Raw genomic sequence first — 22,848 nt, 5'->3', positions numbered from 1 at the left:
CCTCCTCTTTCAAGAAATCTTATCTACGAATGCTATACCCATCATCTATTATACATAATACATTGGAAAATTCATCCTTCAATTAATGTGAAGTATTGGACATTTTTAGCACCCGCCTGCATTAGCACATCTGCGGCATGCTGTATGGTTGTTCCTGTAGTTTTAATATCGTCAAAAAGAAGGTAATCTTTATGCTTTACTTGTGAGCCTACCTTTACGCGAAAAAGAGGTGCTACATGTATGCGCTGCTCTCTATTTTTGGAGCTTTGTGTCTCTGTTGTTGTCTTTTCTAATAGCTGAATGTACGGAATAAAAGCTGCCTTTAATAGTTCCTCTGTGTGTGAGAAGGTACGCTCCTGTTGCTTGAGGGGATGCATAGGAATTGGTAGAATCATCGCTTTCTCTTTTCTAAATCGAGCATAAAGCTCCTGTTGAAATACTTTTGCAAGAGCTACATCCTGAAGAAATTTAAACTGATGTAAGTAATCTTTCATCGCGTCATTATACTGATAGAGTGCTGTAGCTGACTGTGAATGTTCAAAGCGTTCAGCACACCTATCACATATAGTCGGTGAAAACTGCTTTGTTAATAGCATTTTCCAGGATATAGTTGATGTCAACGGCTGCGAGCAAATTAAGCAATGCGATTCTATTTTATTCATTGGGGAAATTCTTTTCTATTATATAAAGCAATTTTTGCACATGCCTCATCCATCTCTATTGTGATGCCGTGATGAAAGAACAAGACCTCACCAGCAGGAAATTGTCTATCCCGCCCAACACGGCCTGCAATTTGAATAAGAGCGCTGGCAGTAAAAATCAATGACTCTGCTCCGATTACTGCCACCTGTACATTGCTAATTGTAATGCCTCTTTCTAATATAGTTGTAGTTAATAATCCTGGAACTTCTTTATTTCTTAGCTTCAGCACCTTTTCCTTTCGCTCCGAATCTACTGCATGTACAGCTAATATCTTTTCATCTAGCAACTGAAAAAGGGGTTCTGCTCTATTCATTAAGGCGATTGTTGGAAAGAAGATTAAAAATGGCTGCTTTTGGCTAAGACGTTCCTCTGTCCACTTTTTTAACCTTTTGGGGATCGTACCTCGCTGGAAGCTTTTATCATAGCCCCATAAAGCACGCACTTGAGGAACTGGCAATGGATGATTGTGAAAGCGTTTTGGAATAAAGGAGTAGCTTTCTTGCTGAAAAGCATGTAGTAATGATGGTGATGGGGTTGCTGTAACAAATACAAGAGGAGCATGTTCTTTTTTAGCCTTTCCTACTGCTCTTTGTAGGGTTTCATCAAATGTATAAGGAAAAGCATCTGCTTCATCGACAATGATAACATCAAAAGCCTTGTCAAATCGGTAAAGCTGGTGGGTCGTTGCTATAACCAGCTGGGCATAGCCATGTTGTTGTGAGACACCACCGTATAATGCATGAATAATAGTTTCAGGTAATACTTGCTGGAAGCGTGGAGTCAATTCCAACACTACATCTGTGCGTGGTGTTGCAATACAAACACGTAGCCCTCGCTTTAGCGCATCATAAACCGTTGGAAAAAGCAGCTCGGTTTTTCCAGCACCACACACTGCATGGATTAAATGCGAACGCTTTGCTTTCACACTTGCTAAAGTTTCATTTGCAGCCTGTTGTTGGAGTTCCGTGAATTGCCCTGCCCATTTGAATAAATGCTTGTACGTCTTAATGGCTTTAGGACCAATCCAAACCATCAAATTCGTACAGCTGCTCACCCTCCCCATTTTGATACAATGCCGACAATATAAACATTGTTGCTGGCATTTTGAGCAATCAAATAGAGTGAATAATTGCGGGTTTGTATTGTGGCAGCGATTGCAACGAATAACTGGCTTCATTTGAATTCCTTCTATTAAATTAAAATATTTTCGCTCGATTGCGTTATCAATATGTGCTGATGAATATGGAGAATGATTTTTTAACCAAATGCGACCTTCATGGAAATCACGTAATGCTGGTGGTAACAGCCAACCTTTATATTTCATAATTTCTCTCCCTCCATAGAAAAAAGCCTCTACTTTGCTGTAGAGACTTTCTCATAGAAATTTTATTTTTTTGTCCAGCCTAAGCCCATCGATCCTTCACCTAAATGTGTGCCGATGACAGGGCCGAAATAGCTTAATTTAAAGCTTACGTTCGGGTACGCTTCTGCTAATTGCTCTAGCCATTCTTGTGCCTCTGCTTGGCAATTGCCGTGTATGACAACAGCGTCCATAGCTTCATACTTTCTCGCATCCTCTGCTAGCAATTCCTCAGCACGTTTTAATGCCTTTTTACGTGTTCGGATTTTTTCAAAAGGCACAATTACCTTGTCTACAAAATGTAGCACAGGCTTTACTTGTAATAAGCCGCCGATCAAGGCTGCCGCAGAAGACAAACGCCCACCACGTTGTAAATGAGCTAAGTCGTCTACAATGAAGTAAGCACGGATATACTGCTGCATGTCCGCTAATGCCGCCAGTATGTCTTGCGCTGAATGGCCCTCTTTCGCCATTTCAGCAGCTTTTAAAACATAAAAGCCCTGAACCGCACAGGAAATTTCACTGTCAAAGGCATGCACTTTTATGCCTTCCACCATTTCACCTGCCTGTACTGCCCCTTGATATGTTCCACTAATACCACTTGATAAATGGATCGAAATAACCTCGTCATAATCCTTCGCTAGCTCGTCAAAGAGAGCAACAAATTCTCCGATTGGAGGCTGTGTTGTTTTTGGGAATTCTTTTGCTCCACGCACCTTATCGTAAAACTCAGATGCTGTGATGTCTACTTCTTCTGCAAATAGTTCACCTGAGATATTAACACTTAAAGGTATCATGTGAATGTTTAAGCGTGCACGTTCCTCAGCTGAAAGATATGCAGTACTATCTGTTACGATTGCCGTCCTCATCCATGTCCACTCTCCTATGATTCTTAGTTTACAATCTATTTCTTCTTGGTGCAATTGTTGTTGTTTGTTCACTGTCGCACAGGATACGGAATGAAAACAAAAAGAAATGAATGTAAAATGAATGACGAACGTGAGATTCACGTTTTCGTTATTCATTTCGCATTCATTTTCTATGTATAGTAGGCGTATCTTCACTCAATTCTTATATTGAATGAAGATAGCTCCTGTTAGTTGCCTGTACTAGACTGTGAGTCATCACCAATATAAAAGACACTTGTAACCTTCCAATCATCGTCTTCCTTCACAAAGACTGTTACTTGACGTCCTGCACTTTCGTGTTCAACATTTGTCTCAATCTGAAGAGAGTGCATTTTCATGTTGGCAAACACCTGAGCCTCTTCTGGTTCATATTTAGCAATCGTTACGTTTTCTACATCACGCTTAATATCAAATTGATCGAATACTTCTGTTGCATATGTTTTTTCTTCATCGTATTTAAAACCCTTTGGATTTTTCGAGATTGTCTTCATATAACGCTCGATTTCTTCAGCATTTAATGCAGCAATATACTCATCGAAAGATGCTAAAATTGCCTTTTCATCTGCTGCTGGCACATTTTCAGCTTTTTCCACGTTACCACCCATCATCTCAAAGCCTACTGTACCATCTTCTATTACTTTTTCTCGATCCTCGTCACTCATCTTCTCTTCTTTATTACCACATGCAGTTAAAGTTAATACGAATAAGATTAACACTGCTAGAAAACTTTTCTTTAACATCAAAAAACCTCCCGCGCATATTGTAGCATATAAATGCTGTAGTAGGAATTTTGTTGTGCTTTTTCAACATTTAGGTGCTACATCTTTCTTATGACGCATTTACTTGTAAAATGTTGCACGTTCTGTTAGTTTTCATGTTTATACGTATAAACAGTCCCTTTTAGCAATGTTACAAAATTGTGAATAGCCTCTTCATGATTTCGTAAACCTTTATAAATAATTACCAAAAAACAATAAAAAACTGTTTTAAAAACTACTTCAATAGAAAGTAGCCTTTAAAAACAGTTTTAGCACTTATCGTACTTCCACCCAACCATTTTTAATGGCTGTTACAACAGCTTGTGTACGGTCATTAACATTCATTTTTTGTAGAATACTTGAAACGTGGTTTTTAACCGTTTTTTCAGAGATAAACAATGTCTCACCAATTGTACGGTTTGATTGACCATCTGTTAATAGCTGTAATACTTCACATTCACGTTTAGTTAATAAATGGAATGGACGACGAATTTCCGTTTGGTGGAAGTTCCCTTTATTTTCGTGTTCAGACAGGCGTTTGAACTCAGCTACTAGGTTTTTTGTTACTTTTGGATGTAAATAAGATCCACCATTAGCAACGACTTTGATCGCTTCAACGATTTCATCAGCATCCATCTCTTTTAACATATAGCCAAGAGCACCTGATTTTAATGCATGTGTCACATATGTTTCATCATCATGGATCGACAGCATAATCACTTTCGCATCAGGAAAATCATTGATTAACTCTGACGTTGCTTCTACTCCATTTTTACCTGGCATGTTAATATCCATTAATACAACATCTGGTTCGTTTTCAGCATATAACGTAACCACGTCAGTACCATCATCACCTTCAGCTACTACATCAAACGTATCTTCAAAATCTAAAATGCGTTTTACTCCTTCGCGGAATAGCTGGTGATCGTCTACAATTATAATCTTTGTCATTTGTCTTTACCCCCTAAATTTCTGCAACATTGCATCACTCTACTTCTAACGGTATTTTAAATAAAACCGTTGTCCCTCGATTGATTTCACTAGTAATCGTGATTGTACCATTTAAAATTTCGATACGTTCTTTCATTCCTAAAATCCCAAAGGAATGGTCTTTCACTACTTGTGGATCAAAGCCAATGCCATCATCTTTCACAACGATATTGACAGCTTCTTTTAACCACTCAAGCTTTACCCAAATGTCTTTACATTTTCCATGCTTCATGGCATTTGTTACGCATTCCTGCACTAATCGGAAAATGGATACCTCATAATTTGAAGGTATACGTTTTTCTGTACTTCTCGATTGGAAATGAACTTCAACACCTGGATTATATTCAGTTACTGTCGATAAATACTTCTTTAATGTCGGAACAATTCCCAAATCATCAAGTGCCATTGGTCGTAGATCATAAATAATACGTCGCACCTCAGATAAAGCATTTCGCACCGTTTTCTTTAAATCAGCAATTTCAGCCAATGCATTTTCAATACCCTTTTCACGATACGTTCTATCTATTAAATCAGTGCGCATTAGTACATTTGCAAGCATTTGAGCAGGTCCATCATGAATCTCTCTCGATAAACGCTTACGCTCTTCTTCTTGAGCTGCAATAATACGTATCCCAAAATCTTGCTTCATTTTTGCTTGTTCAAGCGCTAAACCAACATTTTTTAAATCTGAAGTTAAGTAATTCAAAATGACATTTACCTGATTGACAATATGATCAGCACGTTCAATCGTATCGAGTAATCCTCTTAATCTTCTCTCTAGATCATCTCTTTTATCGCGTAGCTGTTTTTCTTGCGTTCTAATAACGGAGAGCTTTACCTGGAAATCATGTGCAGTTTCATATGCTTCTCTAACTTGTTCTTCGGTATAATTATCAAAAGCTTTACTTACTAATACAAGTCTTTGCTTAGCAAGCTGCGTACTTTTTTCCAGAGCATCGCCTTCATCAATTACAATTGATATTTGTTTTCGAACAATTTCCAGCTCTTTTTGCATATCTTCAAAGCTTCTTCGGCTTTGTTCACTTATAATAAAGATGTCATCCTTTGAGCTCATGATTGTATCTAACATTCGATTGAAAATGTCATCAAGCGACTTTAAATCGAAGGTATCATTTGAAAACATAGTATACTCCCCAGTCTAATGTCTTATGATTACTCACTATTTTAATAGACCAATTTCATATATTCCATAGTCTACACCCATTATAGCATTACCATGCTAAAATTTAATGCTTTTTCTACACGAAAATTATAGAATAGAACTCTAATTAAAAGGAGATTGATACGGATGAGAGAAAACTATTTAACAGTAAAAGGATATGGTGAAAGCGAAATTGTTATTTCCAAATCCCGCTTTCTCACTTATATAGAACGTGCAGAAACGGAAGAGGATGCAATTTCCTTTATAGATCGTATAAAAAAAATGCATCATAATGCAACACATAACTGCTCAGCCTATATTATTGGTGAGCATGATCATATTCAAAAAGCGAATGATGACGGGGAACCTAGTGGTACGGCTGGCGTCCCTATGTTAGAGGTCTTAAAAAAACAAGGCTTAAAAGATACGGTCGTCGTAGTTACTCGCTATTTTGGAGGTATTAAGCTCGGTGGCGGTGGTCTCATTCGTGCTTACGGGAAAGCGACAACAGAGGGTCTCATTGCTGCACAGGTAGTTGAACGTAAACTTCATCATTTCATGAAAGTAGCCATTGATTACACATGGCTAGGGAAAGTCGAAAATGAAATAAGAGGTTCATCTTACTCTTTAGAGGAAATACGGTATTTAGAGGGTGTCGAAATCATTACTTCTGTGTTAAAAGAGGAAGAAGAGCAGTTCCGAAATTGGATTACAGAAATCACGAATGGACAAGCATCCATTTCATTCGAAGATGCTCAATTTATAGAATTTATTGTCAAATAAATAGTTTTAATTGTCGAAACTAAATATGCATAGTATAATTTTTTTGTTAGGCTATTTTTATTGACCATTCGTTTGCTTTATTGTAATTGAATAAAATTTAGCTTTATCGCATTATTATTCCCAATAATTAGAGGAGAATATATCTAATATGAAAAAAAGATCTGTTAAACCGTACAAAAAAAGATCTTCTAAAGCTTCCTTAATTATAAAAGTTACACTACTATTAGTTGCCAGCTTGGTGATTTGTGTAACGGCTTATGGTGTTTACCTTACAAAACAGGTAGAGCATGCTGCAAACTCAGCATACGAGGAATTAGAAGGTCGACAGGTTTCTACTCAGCGAGAAGAAAAAGTAGAGCCAGTACATGATAATGTATCTATTTTATTTGTCGGGGTTGATGATAGTGATAATCGTGGACAGGGTTCTGAAAACTCACGTTCCGATGCACTTATTTTAGCTACGTTAAATAACAAAACACATACAATTAAAATGTTAAGTATTCCTCGTGATTCTTACGTTTATATTCCTAAGGTCGGTTATAAAGATAAAATTACTCATGCTCATGCAATGGGTGGAACACTTACTACTATCGAAACAGTAGAACAACTATTTGACATTCCAATCGACTATTATGTGCGTATGAACTTCAATGCCTTCATTGACGTTGTCGATGCACTCGGTGGTATTGAAGCAGAGGTACCTTATGCTTTACACGAATTAGATGAATTTGATAAATTCACAATCAATTTACAGCCAGGCTTACAGCATTTAAACGGTAGTGAGGCTCTTGCCCTTGCAAGAACACGTAAGCAAGATAGTGATATTGAGCGTGGTAAACGTCAACAAGAAATTCTTTCAGCTATTATCAAAAAAGTTGCTTCTGTTGGTTCCATCACAAAGTATGATGATGTCATTAAAGCCCTTGGTGATAACATGAAAACAGATATGACATTCACTGAAATGAAATCCTTCATATCTTATTTATCAAAAGGTGCTCCACGTATCGACTCTTTAACATTGGATGGTACAGATGACATGTCTACTGGTATTTATTATTATCAGTTAAATCAGGATTCTGTAGATGAAGTGAAGGAAATCTTCAATAACCATCTTGGACGAAATGAAAGTTCATCAAGCCTAACAAGTGGCAATACTTCAGGAACAGACAGTGCTGCAAGCGATGATAATTCAGCCATTGAATAACCAGTAATGACTTTCCAAAGCCCTTAGACAAGCCATCTTGTCTAGGGGCTTTTTCTATTACTTCCCCAATGATTAAACTGCTCTTTTCATTTACCCTGTCATGAACTAGTTAAACAAGCCTATTTTAGCTTTCCTCCCTTTCCATTTCCTATACATTATAATGGTAATGTCCGTCAGTAATGGTTCACTCAAAGTTGCTATTTATGCTTATCAAGTAAGAAAGGCATTGAGAAGCGCTCTCTTAAGCTATACATCCAAGTAGCCAGTTTCTTTGGCAACAAAAGTCAGCCTCACCTGCATGAACAATGTTTTTAGATCTCTTAAGGTTTTCCATCACAATCCATGCTTTTGCTTCGCGTCCGCAAAGACACGTTCAATCGTCTCTTTGCGCTTTGCATAAATTTGTTTGCTGTCATAGGAATGTCGTAAATGTTCAGCTTCCTCTATATACAATTCCCAAATATGGTGTTGAATAAGTTTTTAGTGATTCTTATTTTCTGTACATTGTGATGCATGGACCTTAACACAAATCAAAGGCTTCGGTTTATATTGGCGATATGCCATATTCGTTGCGATTTCTTTCATTTTCGTACTAAATGCTTCTTAGGTACTAATGAATCAATCGTTAACATCTCTAATCGTTCACGATGAAGTATTTTATGTAGAAACTGATTGGTGCGAAGAACGGTGACTTCTGCGGGAAAAGTGGAGAAGTCGAGATTTGGGACTGAACCGATGCTTCTGTACGAAAGCGAAGTGGCGGCAATAACAAAGCGAGGGAAGTAGCTCGCCCCCGCCCTTAGCATAAATCAACGGTTTTAATAAAAAAAAGACTGTAGATAAACTCAATTTTTTTGAGTTTATCTACAGTCTGAGCAATCATACAAAATGTATGATTGCTTTCGTTTTATTTACTGAAAATCCGTACAAAGTTTAATAATGGTCTATAGTTTTTACCTGCTAGCCCAATGACCTCAACAAAGATTTCAATGGCTGTTAAAATAACAGCTACAAGTAAAATAGCTCCCCATAATTTTGCCATAGAGAAGATGATCGCTGCTAATCCAAACATCATCGCGATGCCATAAATAATTAATACAGTTTGACGATGTGTAAAGCCCATATCCAGTAAACGGTGGTGTAAGTGAGATTTATCTGGATCAGACCATTTCTTCTTCATGCGTACACGACGAACAATCGCAAAGAATGTATCAGAAATCGGTACACCAAGAATAATAATTGGGATAATTAAAGCTACGAATGCAACATTTTTAAAACCAAGTAATGCCAACACGGAAATCATAAATCCGAGGAACAATGCCCCTGTATCACCCATAAAAATTTTCGCTGGGTGGAAATTATAAAATAAGAAACCAAGTGAAGCTACAGCTAAAATGGCTGCTAGCGCTAAAACAAACATATTGCTCATAATAAACGCCATGATTGCTAATGTAATGAGTGCAATTGTAGAAACACCTGCTGCTAGGCCATCTAAGCCATCAATTAAATTAATAGCATTTGTAACCCCAACAATCCAAATAATTGTTAATGGGATACTTAGTAAACCAAAGTCTAATGTACCTAAGAATGGTAAATTAACCATTTCAATTTGAATTCCACCTACAAAAACAACAATTAGTGCGGCACCTAGCTGACCAATCATCTTTGCCTTGGCAGAAATCTCACGCATATCGTCAATAACACCAGTGGCAACGATAATACAAGCACCTATAATGATTGCTAACAAAGATTCGGGACTACCATGTTTAGTATGGATTAAAAATGAATATAAAATCGTCACACCAATTATAAACGCAAGGAAAATGGCTAAGCCGCCAAGTCTTGGCATAATTCGAGCATGTACTTTTCGGTAGTTTGGTGCATCAACAGCACCTATTCTAAACGCTAAACGTTTCACTAATGGAGTTAACAAAATGGATGCAACGAACGCTGCTATTAAAGACACGTAAAGCATGTCTCTCCTCCTCAAATAAATAATCTACATTGAAATCCAAATTGATTATAGCATGAACAAGCATTGAAATATACTTTTTCTAAACATTTTCCACGATTTCACAAATATTTTGTACATTTTAGCATTCATAGATTCCTATACAGTCAATTGTAGTCACCATTCGCAAAATTTGATAAAATAATGAAGTGTCTAGCATGTAGACAACTTTAAAGGAGCGTATATTTCATGTTCTCAATTTTCAAAAGTAACAAAGAGCAAACTAGTGCTCGTCAATTAAAGCGCTACTATAAAATAGTAGATCAAATTAATAATCTTGAAGAAACGTATGTTAACAAGTCAGATGCTGAATTAAGAGAAATGACTTTTATTTTCAAAAATCAATTAGAACAAGGTGAGCCTATTACATCAATCATCCCGGACGCCTTTGCAGTTGTACGCGAAGCCTCAAAGCGTGTATTAGGAATGCGTCATTTTGATGTACAGCTTATCGGTGGTCTTGTATTGACTGAAGGCAATATCGCTGAAATGCCTACAGGTGAAGGTAAAACACTCGTTGCTTCCCTTCCCTCTTATGTACGAGCATTAGAAGGTAAAGGTGTTCACGTTATCACTGTAAATGATTACCTTGCAAAACGCGACTATGAGTTAGTTGGTCAAATCCATCGTTTCCTTGGCTTAACTGTTGGTTTAAATGTACCGATGATGGAGCAAGATGAAAAAAAATTAGCTTACAACGCAGATATTACATACGGTGTTGGAACTGAATTCGGTTTCGATTACTTACGTGATAATATGGCCCATAGCTTGGCAGATAAGGTTCAACGACCATATCACTTTGCCATTATTGATGAAGTAGATAGTGTCCTGATTGATGAGGCCAAAACACCTCTCATTATCGCAGGTAAAATGGCATCGAATAACGAATTACATCAAATTGCTGCCATGCTAGCCAAACGTTTCAAAGTCGAGGAAGATTATGATTTTGATGAAGAAACAAAAGCTACTTCCTTAACAGACAAAGGTATTGAAAAGGTCGAGGCTGCCTTCAATATTGATAATCTGTATGATTTAGAACATCAAACACTTTTCCATTATGTGATTCAAGCAGTTCGTGCACACGTCATGTTTAAACGTGATGTAGATTACATCGTTAAAAACGACAAAATTGAGCTTGTTGATATGTTTACTGGCCGTATTTTAGAAGGTCGCTCACTCTCTGATGGCTTACATCAAGCAATTGAAGCCAAAGAGGGCGTTACCATCACGGATGAAAATAAATCAATGGCGCAAATTACAATTCAAAACTATTTCCGTATGTATCCGAGACTTTCCGGGATGACGGGTACAGCGAAAACACAGGAAAAGGAAATTCGAGAAGTGTACGGTATGGAAGTTGTGCAAATTCCAACCAACCGTCCACGTCAACGTGTCGATCAGCCTGATATTATTTTTAGCACCCAAGAGGCAAAATATAAATATGTTGCAGCTGAGACTAAAAAACGTCATGAAAAAGGTCAACCAATTCTCATTGGTACCACATCAATCTTACAGTCCGAAACGGTTGCTGATTATCTAAAAAAAGAAAAATTAACTTTCCAATTACTCAATGCAAAAACCGTAGAGCAAGAAGTAGAGCTTATTTCACAAGCAGGTCAAAAAGGTCGTATTACTGTAGCAACAAATATGGCTGGTCGTGGTACAGATATCGTACTAGGTGAAGAAGTGCATGATCTTGGTGGTTTATATGTAATGGGTACAGAAAAGCATGAAAGTCGACGTGTAGATAATCAGTTACGTGGTCGTTCAGGTCGTCAAGGAGACATAGGCGAAAGCCGCTTCATTCTCTCTATTGAAGATGATATGTTCCGCCGTTACGCAAAAGAAGAAGTTGAAAAATTCTCTGCAAAAATGGTCACAGATGAAAATGGCATTATTCAAAACAAAGAGGTGCAGGAGCTTATAGATCGTACGCAGCGCATTGTGGAAGGTTCTCAATACGGCATGCGTGAATACAACTTAAAACTAGATGATGTTATTAATGATCAACGCACGGTTCTCTATGGATTACGTGACAAAATTTTAGCTGGTGAAGACTTAATGGGCGAGCTGAAAAAAATGCTACGTGAAACAGTTGATTTTGCTGTTCGTGATGCTGCACCAGAAGATGTTTCTTCTATCGAATGGGATTATGATCGTATGGAGCAAACATTAAACTCACTATTTATTACGCCTGTCACAATCGATCGTGAGGTTGGAAGAATTAAACAGATACTAGCAGATATCGAACCATCTGAACTAGAACTACTCAATAAAATCGAAAAATTCTCTGAAAATGAGCAAATACTTCAAGCTATCCCTCAAGTTATGCTTAGCTACATCGATAGTGGCTGGGTAAGACATTTGGAAGCCATGGCGCATTTAAAAGAAGGAATAGGCTTACGTCATTATCAACAAGAAGATCCGATGCGAATTTACCAACGTGAAGGACTGGAATTGTTCGGTAAAAATTTCCAAGAACTACGTCGTTCAATCATTATAGAAATTACAAGCTTCATGAAAACAATTGAAGCACAGCAGGAGGAACAATAATGGGCTTATTTTCATTCTTTAAAAAATCAGACAAAATCGTTCAAGAAAACACAATTGACTCAAAAGACTTGCTAGGTACTGTTTCTACAAATAAAGGTGAAAACCGTGATGTTGAAACAAAGCTTTCTTTCCATCCAGAATGGGACGTACCTCAGGAGCAAAAATATATCTTTAACTTCCTTGCTAATGAGCTAGAACCATTGAAACCAAATCAATTATCTCTATCTTCTATAAGTATTGAAGAAGGTCGTGGTGGGAAATGGTTAGTACGTGCATTTTTCCGTTCATCTTTACCACAAGCGATTGAGCTAGGTGAAATCGAACTATTCATTATGGATAAAAATGATGAGCTTGTTGCATCTAAAAAATTCGATTTTAAAGCACTTGGCACAATTCCAGCAGAAAGTGCTCGTCCATGGGTATTCGAATTTGACAAGTCTACAATCAAAGTTGATGAGGTTCCTGAAGAAGGCTGGAAAATTGCCTTTAACCTTGTTTCGCTTCGCGGACACCAATTAGAGCTTGATCCATCTTGGGAAAAGCAATTACCAGCAGCTCAAAAAGAGGAGCTTGAAAAAATCGTTAAAACATTACCAGAGCTAGGCGAAACAGAGGTAAACTTCACAGGTTTACAGGCAAAGCTAGCTGAAAATGGTAATTTAAATGTATCGATCTTTATCCGCAATGGCCACAATAAAGCAATTAATCTTGAACAATTGCCATTAGAAATTATTGATGCAACAGGCAAACAGATTGCCAAAGGTTCATTTAAAATGGACCCAATCTTAACTGTGCAACCAAACTCAACTAAGCCTTGGACATTTGTTTTCCCAGCAGAGCTTGTTGATGCAAATGATGCTGATCTCTCCCGTTGGACAGCGCGTGTTACACAATAACATCAAAACCCCCTTCTTTCGTTAAGAAGGGGGTTTGTTTATGTCATATAAAAAGTGATTTCTGCGTAAGCAAAAATCACTCCTTTTTTATTTCACACTATCAAAACGTTTATAAGCTACTAGTTTAGAAGACCAGTAAGTGTAAGTAACATCTGAAATTTCTACGCCATCTGTGCCCGCGTGGATGAATTTATTATCCCCAATATAAATGCCCATATGAGAAATACCTTCTTTATATGTATTTTCAAAGAAAACTAAATCTCCTGGTACTGGGTTTTCCACAAGTGTTGTGTTGCCATTAAAATACCCCTCACTACTTGTTCTTCCTATTTTTAATCCGCCTTGATTAAAAGCATAGAAAATAAATCCACTGCAGTCAAGGCCCACTGGCGTATTACCACCGTATAGGTAGGGTGTCCCAACCAATGTATTTGCCACTTCAACTGTTTTTTTATAAATAGCTTGTCCATTTGCTGTAGGATCTTTATCTGTCACTTTGGATGGTGTGCCTGTATCTGAAGTCACATTATTATGTATAGATTCGCCCTCGGGTTTCACGGCTCCTGAAGAAATCTTTAGTACTTGTCCAATGTAAATTATGTCTTTCTCAAGCTTGTTCCATTCCTGTATATCTTTAATTGACACATTATATTGCTTTGCAATTTTTGATAATGTGTCACCTTTCGCTACTGTATGAGAGCCAGCGGTAGGTTTTACAGATGTTGATGGGGTTGAAGGTTTTGTCCCCTCACTCGTTGTTTGCTTTTGAATTTCAAGCTTTTGAGCTACAAAAATCGTATCTTTCGATAGATTATTCCACTTCATAATATCCTCAATCGTAACTTGATGATGTTGCGCGATTTTGGATAAAGTATCGCCTTTTTGTACGGTGTAAGTTGCTGCTTCTGCTGTTTGTAGTGCTAAAAATGAAGTTGCGATAGTACTTAAAACAAGAATTCTCCATTTTTTTGTCTTTTGCATACCAAATTGCCTCCGTTCGTGCTAGAATATTTCCTTGTGTGTCTATCATACTAGATAACTGCTTCATGAAAAATCGGAAATACTGACTATTTTTCAAACATTTTAGTAATCCTATAGAATACGACAAAATCCGACTATATTGCAATAATATATTCATTGCCAGATTCTTGTTCCTATGATAACATACACTTCTGTATTTAAAATTTTTAGAAAGTTTTATCTTTTCAATCTTAAAGGAGTTTTTATACTTATGAAAAACATCTTGCATTTCATCAAAGGAAATTTAGCAGTAGGATTGCTATTATTTGCCTTATTCTTGGGTGCTGGGAATATTATTTTTCCACCGTTATTAGGTCAACAAGCAGGTGAAAATATCACAGTTGCTATGATAGGTTTCTTAATAACAGGTGTCGGTTTACCACTATTAGCTATCGTTGCTGTCGCCAAAGCAGGAGGCGATTTACAGCTGCTTGCCAATCGTGTTAGCCCTGCTTTTGGCGTAATTTTTACATCCATTGTTTATTTAGCCATTGGACCGTTCTTCGCTGTACCGCGAACTGGATCTGTGTCCTATGAAATAGGGATTGTACCGTTCCTTCCTGAAGCATTGAAGGGGCATTGGGCGCCGCTTTTAATCACATCTATTTTATTTTTTGCCTTAATTCTTTATCTTTCTATTAACCCTTCGAAGCTTGTCGATCGAGTAGGAAAAATCTTAACGCCTGCCCTGCTTCTTGTTATTTTATTGCTCGCTGTCAAAAGCTTTATCTCTCCAATGGGAGAACCAGGGGAAGCGGTAGGAAAATATATTAGCTCTCCTTTTGCTGAAGGCTTTGTACAAGGATACTTAACAATGGATGTTCTAAGCGCACTTGTTTTCGGTATCGTTATTTTACAAGCATTACGTGATATGGGCATGACAGATAAGAAAAAGCAAGTTAATACGACGATTTTTGCCGGTGTGGTTGCAGCTATAGGTTTATCTTTTGTTTATATCTCACTCGGTCATATTGGGAATACAAGTATCACTGCAATTGGTGCCTCTGCCAATGGCGGAGATATTATTGCAAAATCAGCGGAAGTGCTTTTTGGTAGTTTTGGAAGTATTATTTTGTCTGCTACTATTTTACTAGCTTGTATATCAACGGCTGTCGGTTTATTAACTGCTAATGCCCAATATTTCCACAAGCTCTTCCCAAAAATCTCGTACAAGACTTTTTTGATTGTCTTCACTATTATTAGTGCAGCTATTACAAATGTTGGTCTTTCAACGATTATTAGTGCATCTTTACCTGTACTGTTAATCATTTATCCACTGGCAATGGTATTGATGGTATTATCATTAGCGGATCATTTCTTTAAAGGTGGACAAATTGTTTATATTTTAGCACTCATTCCAACTTTCCTTGTTAGCCTTTATGGTGGCTTAAAAGAAATGAAAGTGGAAATTGTGCCGTATGAAAACATGCTAAAAGCTTTGCCTCTGTATGAGCAAAATTTAGGATGGCTTTTACCAGCCATAGTTGGCGCATTCATTGGCATTATGATTCATAAGCTAACTAATTACGCCTCAGCGAAATAAAAGAATAATTTATTGGAATCTGCTTGCTGTTCATAACAAGCAGATTCTTTTAACTTATTTAATCCCCCCACAATTCCTACAGCTCATGTATAATAAAAATAGAGACTCAATTGTAAAATGTATCCATCCATTAAAAGCCTAATGAGCATAGTGCATTCCTTTTTTGAGTTCTAGAAAAGAGGTGTCCAATGAAAAAATTAATGTGGTCGTTTGTATTTGTTCTAGCCTTCTTTCTAATTCCTTTCACGGCTACTCATGCTGCAAGTAATGATCAACAGCTTATGAAGGAAATTAAGGAGATCATTAAAAATACTTATGTTGGAACAATCGATGGAAACTTAGAGAAAGCCACGTCCATCTCAGAAATTATGGAGATGCTTGATCCATATTCCACTTATTTTACAAAGCAAGAATTTGAGGATTATATGAATAGCATTAACCTATCAACAATTGGGATTGGTGTTATAATTGAAAAACACGAAGATGGGATTCATATTTTACAAGTAATTGAAGGTAGCGGCGCCTTTGAAGCTGGTATTAAGGCTGGAGACATCATCATTGCCGTTAATGGTGAATCTATTATTGGTCGCTCTACACAAGAAACCTCTTCCCTCTTAATCGGTAATGAAGGGACCCAAGTGAAGGTTACAATCAAGCATAGCAATGAAACGACAACGACTAAAACTATTGCACGAAAAAAATTCACATTACCAAATGTACAATCTGAATTACTGTTTGGGCATGTTGGCTATATTTCGTTGGCTTCCTTTTCTGAAGATGGCGCACAGCTTGTCAAAAAAGCGCTTATTGACTTAAAACAACGTGGTGCAACATCGTTCATTTTGGATTTACAAAATAATGGTGGGGGTTACGTGACAACAGCGGAAGAAATGACAGGATTATTCCCATCTGCTAAAATCGCCTATTTATTAGAGGAAGCACACGCCTCCTACACAATACCAGCAGTTCACCAAGATACAAAGTTTCCTAAAAATACTCGTATTCTCGTGAATCGTTATAGTGCTAGTGCTTCTGAAATGCTCTCCGCCTCACTAAAAGACCAAAAGGCGGCTATATTATATGGTGAAACAACCTATGGAAAAGGTGCTATGCAAGGCTTTTATACCTTACATGATGGAAGTTATTTAAAGCTAACAGTCGGTAAATTTACAGGACCTGCTAGTCAGACTATTCACGAAGTAGGCGTTAAGCCAAATATACAAACAACATCAGCTCCTATTTTCCAAGCACATTTTGATGCTCTAAAGGAGCAATATCCAAAATATAGAAAGTTATCTACTGCAAAGAATACTGCAACAAAAGAAAAAGTAAGTGTGAAAATCCCTGCAGTTCTTTCTTCACAAATTGCTAAAGGTCACGTTCAACTAGTTGCTTTAGGGGCAAATGAAGTATCTATAACTGCTAAAGTTGAAGGGCAAACACTTGTCGTTACCCCAGCAAAACCTTTAGTAGCAGATCAAGAATATATGCTACTTATTCATGCAAATAGCAAGGGTCAAAAAGGCTACTATCAGCATATAAAAATAAATCAGTAAAAAAAATCCTCTCATCGATAGACATTTTATCGTTGAGAGGATTTTTTATATCGTTTCTTTTGTTTTCCAAAAATATAATTGTATAATATCATTTGCTAGATCAGCAGGTAATCTTTTTTGCTCTAATAAATAAATTATGATGAGTCGCTCCATTGATCCGACTAAGCTGTCTATCATTATTTTCATATCCACACTATACATCTGCAAATCTTTGTCGCAATCATGAAGATAAATTAGGTGGATAATTTGCTGTGTCAGTTGTGTTTTCACTATATGGGATTGCTCTGATTCGATAAAACCGATTTTTGTCAATTTGGGATTTTCCGTAATATAAACGAACAAGTTTAATAACTTTTGCTCTAACAGAGTGACAAATCCTATTAAGCCGTTTTCAACAATTTCAGTTGATTGACTTTCCAGCGCTTCCAAAAATCCACTTTGGAATTGTATATTTAAATCATTATAAAGGGCATCCTTGCTTTTAAAATACAGATAAAAAGTAGGCTGTGTTACATTGGCAGCCTTTACAATGTCACTAATTTTTGTCTGATAATAACCTTTATCAGAAAATAGCTCTATCGCTTTTTCAAGTAATATTTGTTTGCTTCGCTCTCCATTTGAATTAAATTTTCTGCCTCTTGCCATACTTTCCACCTTATCTTAGTTTAAAGTAGTCATATTGCCTTCAGTATTACAAATCAAAAGTAACTATATCTTCACAAATTGTACATATTTTATCCATGATTATACACCATTCTATTATAATACACCCACTTTTTTTTTACTATGAACTACTATTAATATGATATTTATAATGGAAATAAAAAAAGTAATTATCTTAGAATTTCTTCTAAAGATAATTACTTTTAATGTTATACTAAAATACTAACAGGACTCAAAAATCAATTGAGCACCTTGATTAAATATCAGAAAATTCCCTTAACAAACACATACTTTGTATAATACACATACCTTTCAACATAATTCAAAACTATTATTTTGAAAAGTCCCTTTTATTGAAAAAATTTTTTTTATTTGTTTTTTTCACTTTCAAAAGTCAATCAATACAATAGTTTTCTCCCCTTATCGCTTCTTCAAAAAATTTTTTTCTAAAAATCTAGCCATTTTACTTTTCAAAAAAAGTGTTATAATCGCCAAGAATTTAAAATTTTCAATTTTGGAGGCATATGATGGTATTACGTGATTTTTTCATTTACTTATCAGAAAACAAATTATTAAATAGCGCTGCACAAAAATATGGTCTAAAAATGGGTGCTCAAAGTGTAGTTGCTGGAACAAGCTTACCTGAAGTTGTGCAATCGATTAGAGAATTAAACAATGCTAATATTTCATGTACAGTCGATAATCTAGGCGAATTCGTCTACGAAAAATCAGAAGCAACAGCTGCAAAAAATAATATTTTAGCTGTTGTTCAAGCTATTCATGATGAAAAGCTTGATGCTCACATCTCCCTTAAACCTTCTCAATTAGGTTTAGATATTGATTATGCATTTTGCTACGAAAACTTAAAAGAAATCGTGGCTCTGGCACATCAATATAACATTTTCGTAAATTTCGATATGGAAAACTACGAACGCTTACACAGCTCTTTTGAACTATTAGAGGAACTACACAAAGAGTTTGATAACGTAGGTACAGTTATTCAAGCTTACTTCTTCGAGTCAGAAGAAAATATTGAGAAATACAAAAACTTCCGATTACGAATCGTTAAAGGTGCCTACAAAGAGCCAGAAAATGTAGCTTATCAATCAAAAGGTGATATTGATCGCAACTATTTAAAACTAATCGAGTATCATTTATTACATGGTAAATTTACTTCGATCGCTACACATGACCATAATGTTATTAACCATGTAAAACAATTTGTGAAACAACATAATATTCCAAATGAAAAATTCGAATTCCAAATGCTATATGGTTTCCGTAAAGAAATGCAGCTAGATCTTGCACGTGAAGGCTATAACTTCTGCACATACCTACCATTTGGTAACGATTGGTACGGTTACTTTATGCGCCGTTTAGCAGAACGCCCACAAAATGTGGCACTTGTGACAAAACAAGTGTTTAATAAAAAAACAAATATGGCAATCGGCTTAGGAGCTGCGGCATTTGCTCTTGGTCGCCTTTCAAAAAAAGGAAAATAATCATTACAAGCTAGATGCTATCCATCAATTTAGTGATTCTATCCATCAGTTAGATAGTTCTATCCATCACTTTTGGGAGTCTATCCATCAAATCAACAATAAAAGCGAAAACATCGTTAATCAATGTTTTCGCTTTTTTTATTGAGCTTATAGTTTTTAACACGATATTGTAAGCTTTGACGACGAATCCCCAATGCCGCAGCAGTTTTAGAAATATTCCCCTGATGAAAATCCAACGCCTTCGAAATATAGTACTCCTCTACCTCTTTCATGTAGACGTCTAACGGTCGAATATCCTGCTGATTTTTAATTACAAACAAGTCACTCGTAGATACTTCTTTTTCCGTTTCCTCACATGAGCTTTGGATTTTCCATTTGAAATGGACAGGTAACATATGTGACTCCACAATCATTTCATTGGTAATCAACGACGTAATTTCATCCAATAGAACTTCCAATTCCTTTAGATTACCTGGCCAATCATATTTTAAAAAGGTTTCACGCACTTCTTCTGAAAGCCCTTGAATCGATGAGCCAAAGCTATCACGATGCCGTTTGAAATAGTCATCAATAAAGGGCATGATATCCTCTTTTCTTTCTCGTAAAGGTGGTACATATATTGTGATGCCAGAAAAAAGTCGATACAGCTTTTTAGATAGCTCTTGCTTTTGAATTAAATCAATTGGGTCTTTGCCAACACTAGCGATTAGAACATGCTGATGATTTGGGTGATTATTAAAAAGCTCAACAATCTTTTCCTGTGCTTCAAGCGATAAATATTCGATACGCTCTGCAAAAAAAGTGATTTTTTCCTTTTCAATAATATATTTTTCAAATTGCTTTAAAACCGTTTTTTCGTCTCGACGGCAAATTAAAGCAATAAACATATCATTTTGAACCTTTAGATCATGATGAATTCCCTCAGCCACCATATCAATACCTGTACCTGATTCCCCTATTAAGACAACAGGCATTCTACTTAGCGCTACAATCTTTGCTTTTTCAATAACATCCTTCATGACTGGGGATACAGCGGTGATAATATCAAATGTCAATGGCGCGCCATATCTTCTTAATGGCTGATACATCATATATTCAAGCTGTGTAATATCTCGCGCAAATTCCACAGCCCCCACTAAAGCACCTTCATAGTGCAACGGATAAATATTGCTTATATAGGTCACTTCTTGATTTTTTTTATTCCAATACGTTTTTTTGATATTGTAAATGGGTGTTTCAGAGCTGAGGACCTTATAAATATCACTTTTTTCAATCTCAAAATCAATAATCTCTAAGGCTCGCCTTTCCTCAAACTCATCTTCGTTAACACCCTCTAATTCCCTCATTTTTTTATTATATATGAGCAACTTGCCATCCGTATCTACGACGCAAATTCCCATATCACCTTTTTCAACGACATATTTATAAATACTTTGTAGTACATTATTATCCATCTTGTCCTCCTGTATTCCATTAAGCTTATTCTAACACCAATACGAAAAACAGATGCAAAAATTGAAAAAGTTTTAAGATTTGAGTTGATAAATGCCAAATTATATTGCATTATATAATTATCACAATCTTAAAAGGTGCATAATCATTTGGCATCACTTATCCATGGGGAGGAAACTGACATGATTCCATACAAACACGAACCATTCACAGATTTTTCACAAGAGGCAAACTACAATGCTTATGTGGAGGCTTTAAATAAAGTTGAAGGTTACTTAGGTCAAGACTACCCACTTATCATTGGTGGCGAGCGCATTACAACAGAAGATAAAATCGTTTCGTACAATCCTGCAAAGAAAACAGAAGTGATCGGCCGTGTGTCAAAAGCAAGCAAAGAGTTAGCTGAAAAAGCGATGCAAGCAGCGGATGAAACATTCAAAACATGGAAAAAAGTTGACCCTGCGATTCGTGCTGACGTTTTATTCAAAGCAGCAGCTATTATTCGTCGTCGTAAACATGAATTCTCTGCATTATTAACAAAAGAAGCAGGGAAACCATGGACAGAGGCAGATGCAGATACAGCGGAAGCAATCGACTTCTTGGAATACTATGGTCGCCAAATGCTACGCATTAAAGGCGGTCAACCAGTAGAAAGCCGTCCAGGTGAATATAACCGTTATGACTATATTCCATTAGGAATCGGTATCGTTATTTCTCCTTGGAACTTCCCATTTGCCATCATGGCTGGTACAACAGTGGCCGCTTTAGTAACAGGGAACACAGTCTTATTAAAACCAGCTTCTACAACACCAGTAGTGGCGTATAAATTTATCGAAGTATTAGAAGAAGCAGGTCTTCCAGCAGGTGCCGTGAACTTCGTACCAGGTTCTGGTGCTGAAGTAGGCGACTACTTAGTCGATCATCCAAAAACACGCTTCATCAGCTTCACAGGTTCACGTGATGTTGGTTTACGTATCAACCAACGTGCTTCTGTATTAAATGATGGTCAAATTTGGATTAAACGTGTCATCGCTGAAATGGGCGGTAAAGATACAATCGTGGTTGATAAAGAAGCAGACTTAGAATTAGCTGCACAATCAATCGTCAAATCAGCATTTGGCTTCTCAGGTCAAAAATGTTCAGCATGTTCTCGTGCAGTCATCGTAGAAGATGTATATGAGCAAGTTGTTAATCGTGTAGAAGAATTAACAAATGCTTTAACAGTTGGAGATCCAACGGATTTCAGCAACTTCATGGCAACGGTTATTGACCAAGCGGCATTCAACAAAATTACGGAATACATCGAAATCGGTAAAGGCGAAGGTCGTCTAGTGGCTGGTGGTACAGCAGATGATTCAGTTGGTTACTTCGTACAGCCAACTGTATTCGCAGACGTAGAACCTTCTGCACGTATTATGAAAGAAGAAATCTTTGGGCCAGTGGTAGCGATCGCAAAAGCAAAAGATTTCGATCACGCAATTGAAATTGCGAACGATACAGAATACGGTTTAACAGGTGCAGTCATCACGAAAAACCGTGTGAACTTAGAAAAAGCACGTGAAGAATTCCATGTAGGAAACCTTTACTTCAACCGTGGCTGTACAGGTGCCATCGTTGGCTACCAACCATTTGGTGGCTTCAACATGTCAGGTACAGACTCAAAAGCAGGTGGACCAGACTACCTACAACTGCATATGCAAGCAAAAACAACTTCAGAAATGCTTTAATATTTTTCAAAAATGCCGTCCATTCCAAACAATGGGCGGCATTATTTTTTGGGCTAAA

At 36.9% G+C, this 22,848-nt stretch carries 18 protein-coding genes and 1 pseudogene; 8 read left to right on the top strand and 11 right to left on the bottom strand.

Annotation, left to right across the window (positions count from 1 at the left end; genetic code table 11):
• Nucleotides 1-71: 71 nt before the first annotated feature.
• The 6 genes from V6670_RS03220 to V6670_RS03195 form a co-directional block, all read right to left on the bottom strand.
• On the bottom strand, nucleotides 72-662 hold the full coding sequence (locus tag V6670_RS03220) for a ComF family protein (protein WP_338652575.1): 591 nt from the start codon (nucleotides 660-662) through the stop codon (nucleotides 72-74).
• A complete protein-coding gene (locus V6670_RS03215) occupies nucleotides 659-2,026 on the bottom strand; it encodes a DEAD/DEAH box helicase family protein (protein WP_338652574.1) in 1,368 nt (455 codons plus the stop codon). Before V6670_RS03215 ends, V6670_RS03220 begins: the two co-directional genes overlap by 4 nt.
• 62 nt (nucleotides 2,027-2,088) lie before the next feature.
• On the bottom strand, nucleotides 2,089-2,931 hold the full coding sequence (locus V6670_RS03210) for a DegV family protein (protein ID WP_338652572.1): 843 nt from the start codon (nucleotides 2,929-2,931) through the stop codon (nucleotides 2,089-2,091).
• Between the two features lie 227 nt (nucleotides 2,932-3,158).
• Entirely contained in the window at nucleotides 3,159-3,710 is a 552-nt protein-coding gene (locus V6670_RS03205) for a DUF3225 domain-containing protein (RefSeq protein WP_036121101.1), read from the bottom strand.
• A 294-nt stretch (nucleotides 3,711-4,004) separates the two neighbouring features.
• Nucleotides 4,005-4,679, bottom strand: coding sequence for a response regulator transcription factor (locus tag V6670_RS03200; RefSeq protein ID WP_036121104.1), 675 nt, complete (start codon nucleotides 4,677-4,679; stop codon nucleotides 4,005-4,007).
• A 34-nt stretch (nucleotides 4,680-4,713) separates the two neighbouring features.
• Nucleotides 4,714-5,862 carry a sensor histidine kinase gene (locus V6670_RS03195; RefSeq protein WP_036121108.1) on the bottom strand — a complete coding sequence of 383 codons (1,149 nt, stop codon included), beginning with the start codon at nucleotides 5,860-5,862 and terminating at the stop codon, nucleotides 4,714-4,716.
• 165 nt (nucleotides 5,863-6,027) lie between these two features.
• On the opposite strand from V6670_RS03195, the gene V6670_RS03190 reads away from it, so the two are divergent.
• Both V6670_RS03190 and V6670_RS03185 read left to right on the top strand, forming a co-directional pair.
• Nucleotides 6,028-6,663 (top strand): YigZ family protein, encoded by a 636-nt coding sequence (locus tag V6670_RS03190; RefSeq protein ID WP_330493576.1) that lies wholly within the window; start codon nucleotides 6,028-6,030, stop codon nucleotides 6,661-6,663.
• A 148-nt stretch (nucleotides 6,664-6,811) separates the two neighbouring features.
• Entirely contained in the window at nucleotides 6,812-7,867 is a 1,056-nt protein-coding gene (locus V6670_RS03185; RefSeq protein WP_058843858.1) for an LCP family protein, read from the top strand.
• Between the two features lie 197 nt (nucleotides 7,868-8,064).
• Here the strand turns inward: V6670_RS03185 and V6670_RS03180 are convergent.
• Nucleotides 8,065-8,377: pseudogene (locus V6670_RS03180) on the bottom strand (transposase); the annotation flags it as partial.
• 397 nt (nucleotides 8,378-8,774) lie between these two features.
• Nucleotides 8,775-9,842, bottom strand: coding sequence for an MraY family glycosyltransferase (locus V6670_RS03175; protein ID WP_036121117.1), 1,068 nt, complete (start codon nucleotides 9,840-9,842; stop codon nucleotides 8,775-8,777).
• Nucleotides 9,843-10,067: 225 nt separating this feature from the next.
• Between V6670_RS03175 and secA2 the strand changes: the two genes are divergently transcribed.
• Nucleotides 10,068-12,431, top strand: a complete 2,364-nt coding sequence (gene secA2 / locus V6670_RS03170; RefSeq protein ID WP_036121120.1) for an accessory Sec system translocase SecA2 — start codon at nucleotides 10,068-10,070, stop codon at nucleotides 12,429-12,431.
• Nucleotides 12,431-13,327 carry an accessory Sec system S-layer assembly protein gene (locus V6670_RS03165; RefSeq protein WP_036121124.1) on the top strand — a complete coding sequence of 299 codons (897 nt, stop codon included), beginning with the start codon at nucleotides 12,431-12,433 and terminating at the stop codon, nucleotides 13,325-13,327. Before secA2 ends, V6670_RS03165 begins: the two co-directional genes overlap by 1 nt.
• Before the next feature lie 87 nt (nucleotides 13,328-13,414).
• Here V6670_RS03165 and V6670_RS03160 read toward each other — a convergent pair whose 3' ends face one another.
• A complete protein-coding gene (locus V6670_RS03160) occupies nucleotides 13,415-14,308 on the bottom strand; it encodes a LysM peptidoglycan-binding domain-containing protein (RefSeq protein WP_338652566.1) in 894 nt (297 codons plus the stop codon).
• Nucleotides 14,309-14,558: 250 nt separating this feature from the next.
• On the opposite strand from V6670_RS03160, the gene brnQ reads away from it, so the two are divergent.
• Nucleotides 14,559-15,890 (top strand): branched-chain amino acid transport system II carrier protein, encoded by a 1,332-nt coding sequence (gene brnQ / locus V6670_RS03155; protein WP_141903817.1) that lies wholly within the window; start codon nucleotides 14,559-14,561, stop codon nucleotides 15,888-15,890.
• A gap of 188 nt (nucleotides 15,891-16,078) precedes the next feature.
• Complete coding sequence (locus tag V6670_RS03150; RefSeq protein ID WP_338652565.1) at nucleotides 16,079-17,446, top strand: S41 family peptidase; 1,368 nt, start codon at nucleotides 16,079-16,081, stop codon at nucleotides 17,444-17,446.
• 45 nt (nucleotides 17,447-17,491) lie between these two features.
• Here V6670_RS03150 and V6670_RS03145 read toward each other — a convergent pair whose 3' ends face one another.
• Complete coding sequence (locus V6670_RS03145; protein ID WP_141903819.1) at nucleotides 17,492-18,091, bottom strand: TetR/AcrR family transcriptional regulator; 600 nt, start codon at nucleotides 18,089-18,091, stop codon at nucleotides 17,492-17,494.
• A 545-nt stretch (nucleotides 18,092-18,636) separates the two neighbouring features.
• Between V6670_RS03145 and V6670_RS03140 the strand changes: the two genes are divergently transcribed.
• Entirely contained in the window at nucleotides 18,637-19,611 is a 975-nt protein-coding gene (locus V6670_RS03140) for a proline dehydrogenase family protein (protein WP_058843863.1), read from the top strand.
• Between the two features lie 116 nt (nucleotides 19,612-19,727).
• Here the strand turns inward: V6670_RS03140 and V6670_RS03135 are convergent, their stop codons facing one another.
• Nucleotides 19,728-21,065, bottom strand: a complete 1,338-nt coding sequence (locus V6670_RS03135) for a helix-turn-helix domain-containing protein (RefSeq protein WP_141903820.1) — start codon at nucleotides 21,063-21,065, stop codon at nucleotides 19,728-19,730.
• Between the two features lie 180 nt (nucleotides 21,066-21,245).
• Between V6670_RS03135 and pruA the strand changes: the two genes are divergently transcribed.
• Nucleotides 21,246-22,790 carry an L-glutamate gamma-semialdehyde dehydrogenase gene (pruA, locus tag V6670_RS03130; RefSeq protein ID WP_338652562.1) on the top strand — a complete coding sequence of 515 codons (1,545 nt, stop codon included), beginning with the start codon at nucleotides 21,246-21,248 and terminating at the stop codon, nucleotides 22,788-22,790.
• The last annotated feature ends 58 nt before the right edge of the window (nucleotides 22,791-22,848 follow it).

This window comes from Lysinibacillus sp. Y5S-8, from assembly GCF_036894365.1.
GTDB lineage: Bacteria > Bacillota > Bacilli > Bacillales_A > Planococcaceae > Lysinibacillus > Lysinibacillus fusiformis_D.
The sequence above is the reverse complement of the archived record's forward strand: the minus strand, read 5'-3'. Positions and strand labels throughout refer to the sequence as shown.